This is a genomic window from Pseudoalteromonas sp. MMG007 (assembly GCF_018100985.1).
In the GTDB taxonomy this organism is placed as follows: domain Bacteria; phylum Pseudomonadota; class Gammaproteobacteria; order Enterobacterales; family Alteromonadaceae; genus Pseudoalteromonas.
Genome location: NZ_JAGJEI010000005.1, coordinates 56,262 through 68,585, shown reverse-complemented (window position 1 = coordinate 68,585; position 12,324 = coordinate 56,262). Strand labels below are relative to the sequence as shown.

At 37.8% G+C, this 12,324-nt stretch carries 11 protein-coding genes, 1 tRNA gene and 1 pseudogene; 7 read left to right on the top strand and 6 right to left on the bottom strand.

The window, feature by feature from the left end:
* The first annotated feature begins 40 nt into the window (after positions 1–40).
* From J8L71_RS08440 to J8L71_RS08425, 4 genes are all read left to right on the top strand, one after another.
* Positions 41–418 carry a hypothetical protein gene (locus J8L71_RS08440; RefSeq protein ID WP_211000152.1) on the top strand — a complete coding sequence of 126 codons (378 nt, stop codon included), beginning with the start codon at positions 41–43 and terminating at the stop codon, positions 416–418.
* Positions 419–566: 148 nt separating this feature from the next.
* Positions 567–657, top strand: a tRNA-Ser gene (locus J8L71_RS08435).
* Between the two features lie 52 nt (positions 658–709).
* Positions 710–1,096 (top strand): hypothetical protein, encoded by a 387-nt coding sequence (locus tag J8L71_RS08430; RefSeq protein WP_211000151.1) that lies wholly within the window; start codon positions 710–712, stop codon positions 1,094–1,096.
* A 69-nt stretch (positions 1,097–1,165) separates the two neighbouring features.
* Complete coding sequence (locus tag J8L71_RS08425; protein WP_089347571.1) at positions 1,166–1,786, top strand: FKBP-type peptidyl-prolyl cis-trans isomerase; 621 nt, start codon at positions 1,166–1,168, stop codon at positions 1,784–1,786.
* A 220-nt stretch (positions 1,787–2,006) separates the two neighbouring features.
* On the opposite strand, the gene J8L71_RS08420 is transcribed toward J8L71_RS08425, so the two are convergent.
* Together J8L71_RS08420 and J8L71_RS08415 are read right to left on the bottom strand one after the other, a co-directional pair.
* A complete protein-coding gene (locus J8L71_RS08420; protein ID WP_211000150.1) occupies positions 2,007–4,388 on the bottom strand; it encodes a TonB-dependent receptor in 2,382 nt (793 codons plus the stop codon).
* A 178-nt stretch (positions 4,389–4,566) separates the two neighbouring features.
* Positions 4,567–4,953, bottom strand: a complete 387-nt coding sequence (locus J8L71_RS08415; RefSeq protein WP_211000149.1) for a YkgJ family cysteine cluster protein — start codon at positions 4,951–4,953, stop codon at positions 4,567–4,569.
* Positions 4,954–5,182: 229 nt separating this feature from the next.
* On the opposite strand from J8L71_RS08415, the gene J8L71_RS08410 reads away from it, so the two are divergent.
* Positions 5,183–5,611: a tetratricopeptide repeat protein gene (locus J8L71_RS08410; RefSeq protein WP_211000148.1), complete on the top strand. Its 429-nt coding sequence runs from the start codon at positions 5,183–5,185 to the stop codon at positions 5,609–5,611.
* A gap of 96 nt (positions 5,612–5,707) precedes the next feature.
* Here J8L71_RS08410 and J8L71_RS08405 read toward each other — a convergent pair whose 3' ends face one another.
* Positions 5,708–6,640 carry an alpha/beta hydrolase gene (locus J8L71_RS08405; protein WP_247655251.1) on the bottom strand — a complete coding sequence of 311 codons (933 nt, stop codon included), beginning with the start codon at positions 6,638–6,640 and terminating at the stop codon, positions 5,708–5,710.
* A gap of 236 nt (positions 6,641–6,876) precedes the next feature.
* Here J8L71_RS08405 and J8L71_RS08400 point away from each other — a divergent pair.
* Positions 6,877–7,239 (top strand): annotated as a pseudogene (locus tag J8L71_RS08400) (hypothetical protein); the annotation flags it as partial.
* 30 nt (positions 7,240–7,269) lie between these two features.
* On the top strand, positions 7,270–7,860 hold the full coding sequence (locus tag J8L71_RS08395) for a DUF1287 domain-containing protein (protein ID WP_211000269.1): 591 nt from the start codon (positions 7,270–7,272) through the stop codon (positions 7,858–7,860).
* 66 nt (positions 7,861–7,926) lie between these two features.
* On the opposite strand, the gene yfaE is transcribed toward J8L71_RS08395, so the two are convergent.
* From yfaE to nrdA, 3 genes are all read right to left on the bottom strand, one after another.
* A complete protein-coding gene (yfaE, locus tag J8L71_RS08390) occupies positions 7,927–8,199 on the bottom strand; it encodes a class I ribonucleotide reductase maintenance protein YfaE (protein ID WP_211000146.1) in 273 nt (90 codons plus the stop codon).
* Positions 8,199–9,329 carry a class Ia ribonucleoside-diphosphate reductase subunit beta gene (gene nrdB, locus J8L71_RS08385; RefSeq protein ID WP_211000145.1) on the bottom strand — a complete coding sequence of 377 codons (1,131 nt, stop codon included), beginning with the start codon at positions 9,327–9,329 and terminating at the stop codon, positions 8,199–8,201. The genes yfaE and nrdB overlap by 1 nt, the downstream gene beginning before the upstream one ends.
* A 66-nt stretch (positions 9,330–9,395) precedes the next feature.
* Positions 9,396–11,678, bottom strand: a complete 2,283-nt coding sequence (gene nrdA / locus J8L71_RS08380; RefSeq protein ID WP_211000144.1) for a class 1a ribonucleoside-diphosphate reductase subunit alpha — start codon at positions 11,676–11,678, stop codon at positions 9,396–9,398.
* Between the last annotated feature and the right edge of the window lie 646 nt (positions 11,679–12,324).

The following is a 12,324-nucleotide window of genomic DNA, read 5'->3' as shown; positions in this document are numbered from 1 at the left end:
GAAAGTCTTAATAAAAACAACGATAAAGAAGACGAAAACTATGGGAAACTTATTTTTACGTGAGAAAGAAAATTGGCTAGCGTGGTCAATTTGGGGAATTATAGGTGCTTTTGTTACTTTATATGTTGCAATGAGCACAAATGCATCTCATTTTATGGTTTTCTCAGCGATGGGAATGTTGGCATTACTTACAGTGTGGATGCAGCAAACTAAACGGTTTGACTTTGGACGTGCTTTTAAAGTGTGTTGCTATGTACTGTTACTCAGCATTTTACCTGCTTTTATGTTTGTTGTTGTCCCCAGTGATGATTTAAATCGTTTTGACTTAATTTTTCAAAGCGTCACCTTTACTGCATTAAGCTTATTAGCTTGTTTAATATGCTCATGGATTGCTCGCAGACCAAAACAATACTACTAGTAATCGGTAACCCATTAACCAATTAATACAAATATGGATTAATTAAAGAGCAGGCTGGGCATATTCTCACCAGTTAACTATTATTTTATGTAAATTTATATTTAGGTCTTTACAAATAATGCGTTTAGCCATATTATTCGCGCCGTACGGAGAGATGGCAGAGTGGTCGAATGCACCGGTCTTGAAAACCGGCATGGGTTTATAGCCCATCTAGGGTTCAAATCCCTATCTCTCCACCATTATTTAAAAAACCGCCTTATGGGCGGTTTTTTGCTATGTGGAGTTTAATAAATGAAAAACACAAAAAATCTATCAACCTCACAGCGATTAATTAAGCATATTTTATTATGGACTGTGTTTGGTTATTGTTATCAAAGTGCTGTTAATTTATTAGTCAAAATGGCATCAGATGCGCAGCCAGACTACCCAATGCTAACGGCACTTATTTATGGATTGGGTTTTAATATTTTGACTGCTCACTTAATTACAAAATACGATACGGTTTGGCCTGTAATTGCAGCTGCATTTATCGGTTTTGTAGGGCTGATTGCAGTACCATTAATGCTCTTTGGTGAGTCGGGTTTAATTGCTACACCTTTACTTGTTGGAATTTTATTCAGTTTGCCGCTTTGTAGTTATATTGTTGGCCTAATTAAGGTAAAACTCAGCAAAAACTAGCCCCAAACGGCTTTTATTTTGTGTTAGCATGTACGCGTCTTTTAACTAACAAAACGTGAAATACACATTATGTCAGATAATTTTACTACAGATGCTGAAAAAGCAAGTTACGGTATTGGCTTACAAATGGGTGAGCAACTTAAGTCTAATCCTTTTGAAGGCTTAAACCTAAATTCAGTATTTGAAGGCATGAAAGATGCGTACGCTGGTAGCGCTTTTCAAGTTGAGATCCCTGAGATCCAAGCTGCATTCGAAAAAATTAACGAAGAGATTCAAGCTCGTCGTGAAGAAGAGTCTAAAGTACTTTCTGCAGAAGGTATTGCCTTCTTAGAAGAAAACGCTAAACGTCCTGAAATCACTGTTACTGAGTCTGGTCTTCAATATGAAGTATTAGCAACTGGCGAAGGCGAAAAGCCAACTGCTGAGTCTACAGTACGTGTTGATTACCACGGTACACTAATTAACGGTACTGTTTTTGATAGCTCTTATGAGCGTGGTCAACCTGCTGAATTCCCAGTTGGTGGCGTGATCAAAGGCTGGACTGAAGCATTACAAATGATGCCAGTAGGTACTAAATGGCGCATCTATGTTCCTCATGAGCTTGCTTATGGCGAACGTGGCGCAGGTGCTGCAATTGCACCGTTCTCAACGCTTGTATTTGACGTTGAGTTACACGAAATCCTTTCTTAATTTAAATATTAATTAAGAATTTAAAAAGCCGTGTTCAATTTGAACACGGCTTTTTTGTATTTATTACACTAATTAGCGATAAGACCAATATCAATAGTATTTCGTATATTAAAACAGGGCGCTTTATTAATGAAATGGTATAAAAAAACCGCATTTACTAAATGCGGTTTTAGAGAGAGTTAACGATCTTCAACGTTAAGCTTTAAGCGTCATATTGTTATTAAAAGTAGCCACGAATACCAAAGCGGAAATTTCTACCAGGTAGTGGTGCTTTATTTTTAATAAATGAGCTGTGAACAAAACCTAACTCATCGGTAATGTTATCTACGTTTAAATAAAGCTGTGCATCTATGGCGCCAAGCCCTAACTGGTAATTAGCTTGGGCATCAAATAACGTATATCCGTCTGTTTTGGTTTCAAACGCGGTTATATCATCTTGCTCAAAATAATGAGTACCAGTAAGCGTAAGTTGTAGATCACCTAAGTCGTATTGTAACTCAGAACCCAGTTTATTAGCCGGTATACGAGGAAGGTTACCTTCATCGTCTTTTAGTTTTGCACGTGTCGAATCACCAAAAACTTTAACCATAGCACTTGACGTTATTTGGTAATGAGCGTCAAATTCAATACCGTAAAGCTCAGCGTCTTTGCTTCTAAATTGATAAACCGCAACAGCATCATCATGAGCCCCAACAGCAGATTCTAAGCCATCTTCTTCATCGAAAACTAAACCTGTGTTTTCTTGGAAGTAAAAGTTTTTAATATCGTTATAGAAAAAGTTAACTGTGTAACCAAAATCGCCACTGAAACGTCTAAAACTTAAATCGATGTTTGTAGATTTTTCTTGCTCGATGTCTTCTGGTTCAAAATGGGCTTCGTTATCTTCTATATGATACCCTAAGCCAAGCTCATAGGTACCTGTAGCAATGTGTAAACCATTCGACAACAGCTCTGCTGAAAGCGGTGCTCGCTCTGAATGAGACAAACTAAGTGCTACGCTTTCTCCTGGGGTGTATTGCCAAATACCACCGACTGATGCACTTACGTTTGTGAAGCTTTCACTGTATGCAATGCTTTGTGCTTCTTCTTCGTCATGATCTTCCTCTTCTTCATCATGATCGTGGTGATGCTCACCTTCAGTAATGTTGCTTTCAATCTTATAATCTTCAATACGCGCACCAAGCTCAATAGTTACATCGCCAAACTGACGTTCTTCAAGTAAATATAACGCATGAGTCGTAGTTACACTTGCTGGCGTAAATGCTTCTTCGCCAATCGCATCGTAATCTGAATCACTATAATGGTAGCCAATCATACCGTGCCATTGGCCTAATTTATGCTCAACATTTAAACGTGTTTCAGTGGTTTCATTTTTAAAGGTTGTGCCGACTTCACCATCTTCAATTTCGCTGTGTGAGTAATCTGTGTACCCGACACGAAGATTAATATTTTCTATCCAGCTATTATCTACAGCATAGCTAATTAAGCCCTGCCAACGGTCTTGCTCTAACTTAGCATAAACAGCTTCTTCTGCTTCTTCATCTTCGTGTTCATCATGCTCTTCTTCGGTTTCATCTTCATGCTCGTGATGATGCTCATGGCCAGGGATACCATAATCGGTGTCTATGCTACCGTAAGAAAAACCAACTGTTAGATGATCGCCCACATAACTAGTACCGAAATTGAGTGTTTCACTATCAATAAAGGTATTTTCTACAGAGTTTTCTGTTTCAACATCACCATCGTCATCGGTAATAGTAAATGTTGGAGTTTGGTAATCGTCGCCGCTACGCTTTGTGCCATCAAAATGAAAGTTAAAGCCTTCATTACCTGTTTCAAGCTTTGCAGCAACAGTGTTTGAATTAGATACCGTGTCGTGGCTGTATTCTGCCGCACCGGTTAAATCGTCAATGTTGCTTGTAGGAATGCGATTATCTACTACGTTTACAACACCGCCGATAGCACCAGAGCCATAAAGTAGGGTACTAGGACCACGTAAAACTTCAATTTGTTCAGCTGATAAACTGTCGCTCGATGTTGCATGGTCAGGACCAATACGCGATGCGTCACTTGCATCTAAGCCGTTTTGTGTAATTTTAACACGCGGGCCATCTAAGCCACGAATAATTGGGCTCGATGAAACGGGGCCAAAGTAACTAGCATTAACACCTGGTAAACCTTTAAGTGTTTCCCCAAGTGTTGGTTTTGATTTGTTTTTAAGCTCGTCACCTGATAAAACACTCACAGGCGAAATCATTTCTAAACTGTTTTTATGTAGAGCTGATGCATACACAACAACTGTCTCAACAGAGGTAGGCATAAGAGAAACTGTGACGTTGTTTGAATTCTCGCTTACTGGTATACGTGAATCAACAAAGTTATTTTTACTTACATGTAATTGACTCTGCGAGTCTACTTCAATTGAAAACTCACCAAGTGCATTTGTTTTTACACCCTGACTTTTACCATGGACATGTACAGCTGCATTTTCAATGGGTTGGTTTTTATCGTCTGTAATTTTACCCGATACTGTGGCAGCCAGTGCTGAATGAGAACATAAAACAGAAAATACTGCAGAGGAGATTAAAGTTAACTTTGTCATAATTATAAAAATATGTGGTAATAATGTTGTGATATAATATAACACCGCATTATTGACTTATCAACAATGTTATACTATAGCTTAGCATTTTGCGACAGATAAACACGTATTTAAGATTATTGGTTTTAAGTACTAAACAGCTTTTTATTATTCATATGTAGTATGTCCTCATTAATTCTTACCGACTATCAATCATTATGACATCAAGTTTATTTTGTGCTCTGACCTGATTGGTTACATCTATTGGCTCTATCATTTCACACTCATCTCTAATCATTTCGGGGATTAGACTAGGGTAGTGGCGACAGTCCTCAGGTCTGTCTAGGTAGATACTGCAGGTATACATATTTTTATCGAGAGGGTCTTTTTTAGGGGCAATTTCTAAAAACGGACACGTTGCTAATCTTAGACCCGAATTTGGATCGAACCAAATTTCGTTATTTTTGACGTATACAAAAATTTCGGGATTAAAAAGCTCCCATAAATCTATTTCTTCTTTTGAGGCATTTAAGTCTCCACCGCCATATTTAATGCAGCATTTACCGCACTGATTGCATTCTTTCATAATCTAGCTGTTAAGTTATGTCTGTTAGTAATTAATGAGTTTAGCACCGTAGCTATATTTAATATCTTTTAAATTTATCCTTTATGACGGTCTTTAAGTAAAACGTATGACGCTAATTCATGTATTATTGCGTCATAAAGACTTAACCACTGACTTGTATTTCATGTGGTTATAGTAAAATAGTTTAATTAACTGAATTTTATTTAGTTATATCAGTAGGTATTACGTGATGATGAACACAAAAGTATATAAAGCAGTACATGATTTAGCAGAAAAGCTGATGATGGCTGCGAATAAAAATGATCAAAAAAAGTTCGATGTTTTACTTCAGCAGCTTAAAAGTATATGCGACGAAAACGAAAACACGCCTAAAGATCATCCGGTGCAGTGGGAAACTCTAGCCGATTTCACTGAGGAGTTAGAAGATGCAATCACAATTTATAAAAAGGCATTAGTAAAAGCTATTTCGATAAATAATAAAGATCACATGTCATCGATTGCTTTTTCTATGGCAACCCTGCAGCTTGAGCTTGGTCAAAAAGATGAGGCTATTAAAAATCTTCAAAACGCTAAAGTTAGCGCAAATAAAATTACAGATAAAGAACTTAAAGCCGAGATACACGATTTACTCGAGTCGCTTGTCGAAGAAGAAGGTTAAGTCCATTTTATTAGCGGTATTAACCTTAAAATTAATCAATAAAAAAGCGCTGGCAGTTTATATCCCAGCGCTTTTGTATGTGCATTACAAAATTAATTACTTTTGTGTGTTTTTAAGAGCCAATTTATCCATAAAATTGACGATATACTTTGCAACTTCAACGGGTTTTTCTTCAACAGTAAAGTGCCCAGAATCAAGTAAGTGTAGTTCGGCGTTTGGTACATCTTTTAAATACGCTTTAGCGCCTGCGGCTATAAATGCTGGATCGTTTTTACCCCATATAATTAACGTAGGTGGCTGATGCTTTCTCAAGTAAGCTTGCCATTTTGGGTAGTCTAGCAAGTTATTATAATAGTCTTGAAATAGTTGCACTTGAATTAATCGATCGCTTTTTGTTTGTAAAAAACTTAGGTCGTGAGTCCAACTGTCTGGGTTCATTATTTGTGTCTTATTTTGCACATCACGTAAATATTGTTTATTAATAATGGCTTGCTCTGATGTAAATGAGTAAAGCTTAGCCTGTTGCTCTTTTGACTTATCTTTATTTGCTGCTTTAAAAAATGCTTGTCTTGCAGGTGTTAAACCTTCCAAATACGCATTACCATTTTGTACGATAAGTGCATCGAGTTTATCAGGGTTATTTAAAAGCATTCTAAACCCTACTGGTGCTCCGAAGTCTTGTATGTAAAGGCTATAGTTTTTTACCTCAAGCTTATTGAGTAACCCATCTACAAATTTAGCAAGTAAATCAAACGTGTATTTTTGTTTATCAGGGCTTGGACGTGCGCTATAACCAGAACCTAAATAGTCGGGTGCTATTACGTGGTAGCGTCCAGATAAAAGAGGAATTAGTTCTCGGTAGCTATGTGACGACGATGGATAACCATGTAACAACACAATGGTTTGTTCATGTTGTGTACCGGCTTCTCGATAGAAGATTTTTTTACCATTGACGTTTGCATATTTATAAGTGGTTTTTGAAGGCCATACAGCATCAGCTGCATACACATTGGCAGTTAGCGTAGACATAGAAACTAGTAAAAGCATAATGAATGAAATGATATGAGCTGGTTTTATTTTAAGGCTTTTTTGTATATTTGGATGCATAAGAAACTCGTGATTTTTGTAATAACGCTTTATTGATCTAATAGACCTGTTATTTACACCATTTTATTCAGGTTAATAGTGTATAAGTTGTTATTTCTAATTAGTACATAGCAATAATATCTGCGCTTTTGAAGTGTAATAATAGTGTACAAGGATGCAAGTTTTCAAAAAACGCATATTTCGTTGTTGTAGACCAAATGCCAAAGCCAGACTTTGCGGGTCTACGAGAAATGGGCCTAGGTGATTTTGTTGATATGGACGCGGCGGGTATAACGTAAAAAAATACTTATTATATACTTCCCCACGTCGCTACTAATTTAAGGGTTCATTTTCATGAACTTGTTCAGGTTGCGCAGTGGCTTGAGCTAGACGCTGACGCATTTATACTTCGTTACATCAATGAAGTTCAACGTGTGGGATATCACCATGCTCCGCTCGAAAAGATGGCATACGCGCTTGACGAGCAATGTGCTAGTCGTGGTAAAAAAATAGATGTGCCAAAATATGTAGCTCATACTCTGTTATTAGCGCTTAATTTTAAAGGAATTTATATGAACAAAACGTTAGGATGCTTTTTAACTTTAATGTGTATTAATGCACAAGCTGTAACGTTTGAGGAAAGTATAGTATCAGCCTTACTCGAGCGAACTAAACACAATATTACCTACGACGGGGCTTATCACTCAATTGAATACCCAGGTGGTGATGTGCCTGAAAATATTGGGGTATGTACGGACGTTATAATCAGAAGTTACAGAAAGTTAGGTATCGATTTACAAAAACGTGTACACGAAGATATGTTGCAAAATTTTGCATTGTATCCTTCTAAACGTATATGGGGTTTAACTAAGCCGGATAAAAATATAGACCACCGAAGAGTACCTAATTTACAAACTTATTTTAAAAGACATGGGCATATTTTGAGTATGTCTGCTAACCCCGCAGATTATGAAGCTGGTGATATAGTTACGTGGATGTTACCGGGCAATTTACCGCATATTGGTATGGTGATTGATGAGCACTCAAAAAAGACAGGTAATCCGTTTATAGTTCACAATATTGGTCGAGGGCCCCAAAAAAGCGATATGCTTTTTAATTATAAAATTACAGGGCATTATCGATTTGTACCAGAAGGGTTTTAGCCAAGGCATTAATATTTAACCTACGCTCTGTACTATAAATTTCCTCAAGTATTAATTTAAAAACGCTTATTTTAAATTAATACTTATATTACCATTGGGTTTACAACAGCACAGCAGGATTTCGCCTTCGCGTACAAAGGCTAAAGGCTCTTCGTTGTATTCAACAATACCTGTGAGTAAAGTCGCTCTACACGCTCCACAATAGCCTTCGCGACATTGATACGCTACGTCTATTTTTTGTGATTCTAAGCAATGTAAAACAGAAGGGCAGCCAGTGCTAAACTCAATACACTGGCTGTTATCTGCAAGCGTTATGCTTGCAGTGGGTTTGTCATTCATTATAAATCAAAGTCACCAAATTCTGAGGCATCAACTTGAGAGTCAATTTGACCAACAAGGTATGAACTAATTTCAGCTTCTTGTGGAGCTACTTGCACATTGTCTGATACAAGCCATGAGTTGATCCATGGAATCGGGTTACTGTTGTTTTCAAATTGTGCAGGTAGGCCAATTGCAGTCATACGTGCATTAGTAATGTATTCAACATACTGACATAAAATATGTTTATTTAAGCCAATCATAGAGCCATCTTTGAATAAGTACTCGGCCCACTCTTTTTCTTGCTCAGCGGCTTCTACAAACATTTTAATGGCTTCATCGCGGCACTGCGCAGCAACAATCGCCATTTCAGGGTCATCTTTGCCATCTTGCATAATGTTTAAAATATGCTGAGTACCCGAAAGGTGAAGGGCTTCATCACGTGCGATTAGCTTAATGATTTTAGCATTACCTTCCATTAATTCACGCTCAGCAAACGCAAACGAACATGCAAAGCTTACGTAAAAACGAATTGCTTCAAGAATGTTTACCGACATCATAGCAAGGTAAAGTTTCTTTTTAAGTTCGAATAAATTAACAATAACGGTTTTACCGTTAATCTCGTGTTTGCCTTCACCGTATAGGTTATAAAGCGATACAGAATTGATTAAATCATCGTAGTACGTTGTTACGGCATCAGCACGTTCGCTAATTTTGTCGTTGCTTACAATGTCATCAAAAATAAGCTCTGGTGATTGCGTTACGTTACGAATGATATGCGTGTATGAACGGCTGTGAATAGTTTCACTAAATGCCCATGTTTCTATCCACGTTTCTAGCTCTGGAATAGATACAATAGGAAGTAGGGCAACGTTTGGCGAGCGCCCTTGAACACTATCAAGCAGTGTTTGATATTTTAAGTTACTTAAAAAAATGTGCTTTTCGTGATCTGGTAATGCTTGAAAGTCTAAACGGTCTTTACTTACATCTACTTCCTCAGGACGCCAGAAGAAAGACAGTTGCTTTTCAATCAGCTTTTCGAAAATAGGGTATTTTTGTTGATCGTAGCGCGATACGTTTACAGTTTGGCCAAAAAACATCGGCTCTTGCATTTGGTTATTATGATTACGGCTAAAAGTAGTATAAGACATGTTTATCACTCAAAAAACTATCAGAACAAAGCGGGCTATGCGCCCGCTTAAAATTAAAATCAGTAACTATATTTTACACGCGCCGCCTGCACAATCGTCATCTTCGACTTCTGGAGTGTCGTCTTGGGAATCAGATGCACCATCGCGGGTGTTATGGTAGTACAAGGTTTTAACACCTAATTTGTAGGCGCCTAGTAAGTCTTTTAACAAGACTTTCATAGGTACTTTACCGCCTTCGAATTTATTTGGATCATAATTAGTATTGGCCGAGATAGTTTGGTCAATAAATTTTTGCATTATGCCTACAAGTTGTAAGTAACCATCGTTTGATGGAATATCCCACAGTAGCTCATAGTTATCTTTCAAACGTTCGTACTCAGGCACAACTTGTTTTAAAATACCGTCTTTACTCGCTTTAACACTAATGTGACCACGTGGTGGCTCAATACCGTTAGTTGCGTTAGAAATTTGCGACGATGTTTCTGATGGCATTAACGCACTTAGTGTTGAGTTACGCATACCGTGCTCTTGAATGCTCGCACGAAGTGAATCCCAATCAAGGTGAAGAGGTTCATCACAGATTTTGTCTAGGTCACGTTTATACGTATCTGTTGGCATAATACCTTGAGAGTACGTTGTTTCGTTAAACTTAGGACACGCACCACGCTCTTTAGCAAGCTCATTCGACGCTTTCATTAAGTAGTATTGAATCGCTTCAAATGTTTTGTGAGTCAGTGCATTTGCGCTGCCGTCTGAGTAACGTTTACCGTTTTTAGCTAAGTAGTATGCGTAGTTGATTACGCCTATTCCTAACGTACGACGACCCATAGTGGCATTACGTGCAGCCGGTACTGGGTAATCTTGGAAATCTAGTAGGTTATCAAGTGCGCGAACTGCAAGCTCAGCGAGTTCTTCAAGCTCATCAAGTGACTCAATGGCACCTAAGTTGAATGCAGACAACGTACAAAGAGCAATTTCGCCTTCTTCGTCGTTCACGTTATTTAATGGCTTAGTTGGCAATGCAATTTCTAAACATAAGTTGGATTGGCGAATTGGCGCCACTTTAGAAATAAACGGGCTGTGCGTATTACAGTGATCCACATTTTGTAAGTAAATACGACCTGTGCTTGCACGCTCTTGAGCAAACATTGAGAAAAGCTCAATCGCTTTAATACGTTTTTTACGAATTGATTCGTCTTGCTCGTATTTTATGTATAACGCGTCAAACTCGTCTTGGTCTTCAAAGAATGCGTCGTAAAGACCCGGTACGTCTGATGGGCTAAATAACGTAATGTAGTCGTCTTTAATTAAACGAGAATACATTAATTTATTAAACTGTACGCCGTAATCTAAGTGGCGAACACGGTTGTCATCTACACCACGGTTATTTTTAAGTACGAGTAGGTTTTCTACTTCTAAGTGCCAAAGCGGGTAGAATAGGGTAGCTGCGCCGCCGCGTACACCACCTTGTGAACAGCTTTTAACTGCTGTTTGAAAGTGCTTGTAAAATGGAATACAACCGGTGTGGTATGCTTCGCCGTTACGAATATGGCTACCTAAAGCACGAATACGACCAGCGTTAATACCGATACCCGCACGTTGAGAAACGTATTTTACAATAGCTGACGATGTTGCATTGATTGAATCAAGGCTGTCGCCACATTCAATAAGTACACACGAGCTAAATTGACGAGTAGGCGTACGTACACCCGACATAATAGGCGTAGGCAATGATATTTTGAACATTGATACTGCATCGTAAAAACGTTTGATGTAATCAGTACGTGTTTCACGTGGGTAGTCAGAGAACAAGCTCGCGGCTACTAAAATATATAAAAACTGTGCACTTTCGTAAATTTCACCCGATACACGGTTTTGAACTAAATATTTACCTTCAAGCTGCTTTACTGCTGCGTAGCTAAAGTTAAGATCGCGAGAATGATCTAGGTATGCGTCTAGCTCGTCAAGTTCCTGCTCTGTGTAATCTACAAGCAAATGAGCGTCGTAGCGTTTGTCTTCAACCATTTTTGTTACATGGTCAAATAAACGTGGTGGCTCAAACTGGCCATAGGCTTTTTTACGTAAATGGAATACAGCTAAACGTGCGGCTAAATACTGGTAATCAGGCGATTCTTTAGAAATCTGATCTGCAGCAGCTTTAATAATGGTTTCGTGAATGTCTTTAGTACGAATACCGTCGTAAAACTGAATGTGTGATTTTAATTCAACTTGCGAAACCGATACGTTATTTAAACCTTCGGCGGCCCATTCAATAACGCGATGGATCTTATCCAGATCAAGTGGCTCTTTACGCCCGTCACGCTTGCTTACAGATAACTGTTGGTTCATTTGCCTGTATTCCTTGGGGATTATGTATTTTGACCAATGCTTTATACCTCGCAATAGCAAGGTACATACTCATTTATTATAAGTTTCACCGTATTGGCGAATTTAATTGAATAACATTTGGCCACAATATCTGGTGTTGTTCAATTTAGAGATCACAAGATAGTGTGGTCTGAGTTGATTTGCAAGGGACATAATTGCCCCTATTTGTGGATAACTTTGGGATAACGTAATTGTGTTAGTAGATACTCACCTTCGAACAATCATTTAAGTTGAAATATGTAAAAATCAACTAATGATCTGCTAAATTTACGCATTTTGAAAATAAATTTTGACTGGTTTTTTTATCATCAAGCTTTGTGTGAAAACTAACACAATCACAATATATAGTGTTTATTAATTAACATAGCACTATATATGGTTTCAGTGCACTATCTAAGTGAATTGTTTAGTGTTCATGGTAGAACACTTTTATAAATAAAAAGCATAATTAGAGGTAAGATATAGAAATGGGCTAAAAGATAGCCCATTTAAATTTATACAAAGAGCATGCTGCTCAGTGTAATAATTTTAAAAATACCTATTATTACACTTTCTGATATTTCTATAGATAAACTGAACTTCAACTTTAGTTATCCTAAATCTGAGT

Bases quoted from the DNA above. Each gene is read 5' to 3' on its own strand.
- J8L71_RS08440 (WP_211000152.1), top strand. From the start codon at position 41: ATGGGAAACTTATTTTTACGTGAGAAAGAAAATTGGCTAGCGTGGTCA.
- J8L71_RS08430 (WP_211000151.1), top strand. From the start codon at position 710: ATGAAAAACACAAAAAATCTATCAACCTCACAGCGATTAATTAAGCAT.
- J8L71_RS08425 (WP_089347571.1), top strand. From the start codon at position 1,166: ATGTCAGATAATTTTACTACAGATGCTGAAAAAGCAAGTTACGGTATT.
- J8L71_RS08420 (WP_211000150.1), bottom strand. From the start codon at position 4,388: ATGACAAAGTTAACTTTAATCTCCTCTGCAGTATTTTCTGTTTTATGT.
- J8L71_RS08415 (WP_211000149.1), bottom strand. From the start codon at position 4,953: ATGAAAGAATGCAATCAGTGCGGTAAATGCTGCATTAAATATGGCGGT.
- J8L71_RS08410 (WP_211000148.1), top strand. From the start codon at position 5,183: ATGATGAACACAAAAGTATATAAAGCAGTACATGATTTAGCAGAAAAG.
- J8L71_RS08405 (WP_247655251.1), bottom strand. From the start codon at position 6,640: ATGTCTACGCTAACTGCCAATGTGTATGCAGCTGATGCTGTATGGCCT.
- J8L71_RS08395 (WP_211000269.1), top strand. From the start codon at position 7,270: ATGAACAAAACGTTAGGATGCTTTTTAACTTTAATGTGTATTAATGCA.
- yfaE (WP_211000146.1), bottom strand. From the start codon at position 8,199: ATGAATGACAAACCCACTGCAAGCATAACGCTTGCAGATAACAGCCAG.
- nrdB (WP_211000145.1), bottom strand. From the start codon at position 9,329: ATGTCTTATACTACTTTTAGCCGTAATCATAATAACCAAATGCAAGAG.
- nrdA (WP_211000144.1), bottom strand. From the start codon at position 11,678: ATGAACCAACAGTTATCTGTAAGCAAGCGTGACGGGCGTAAAGAGCCA.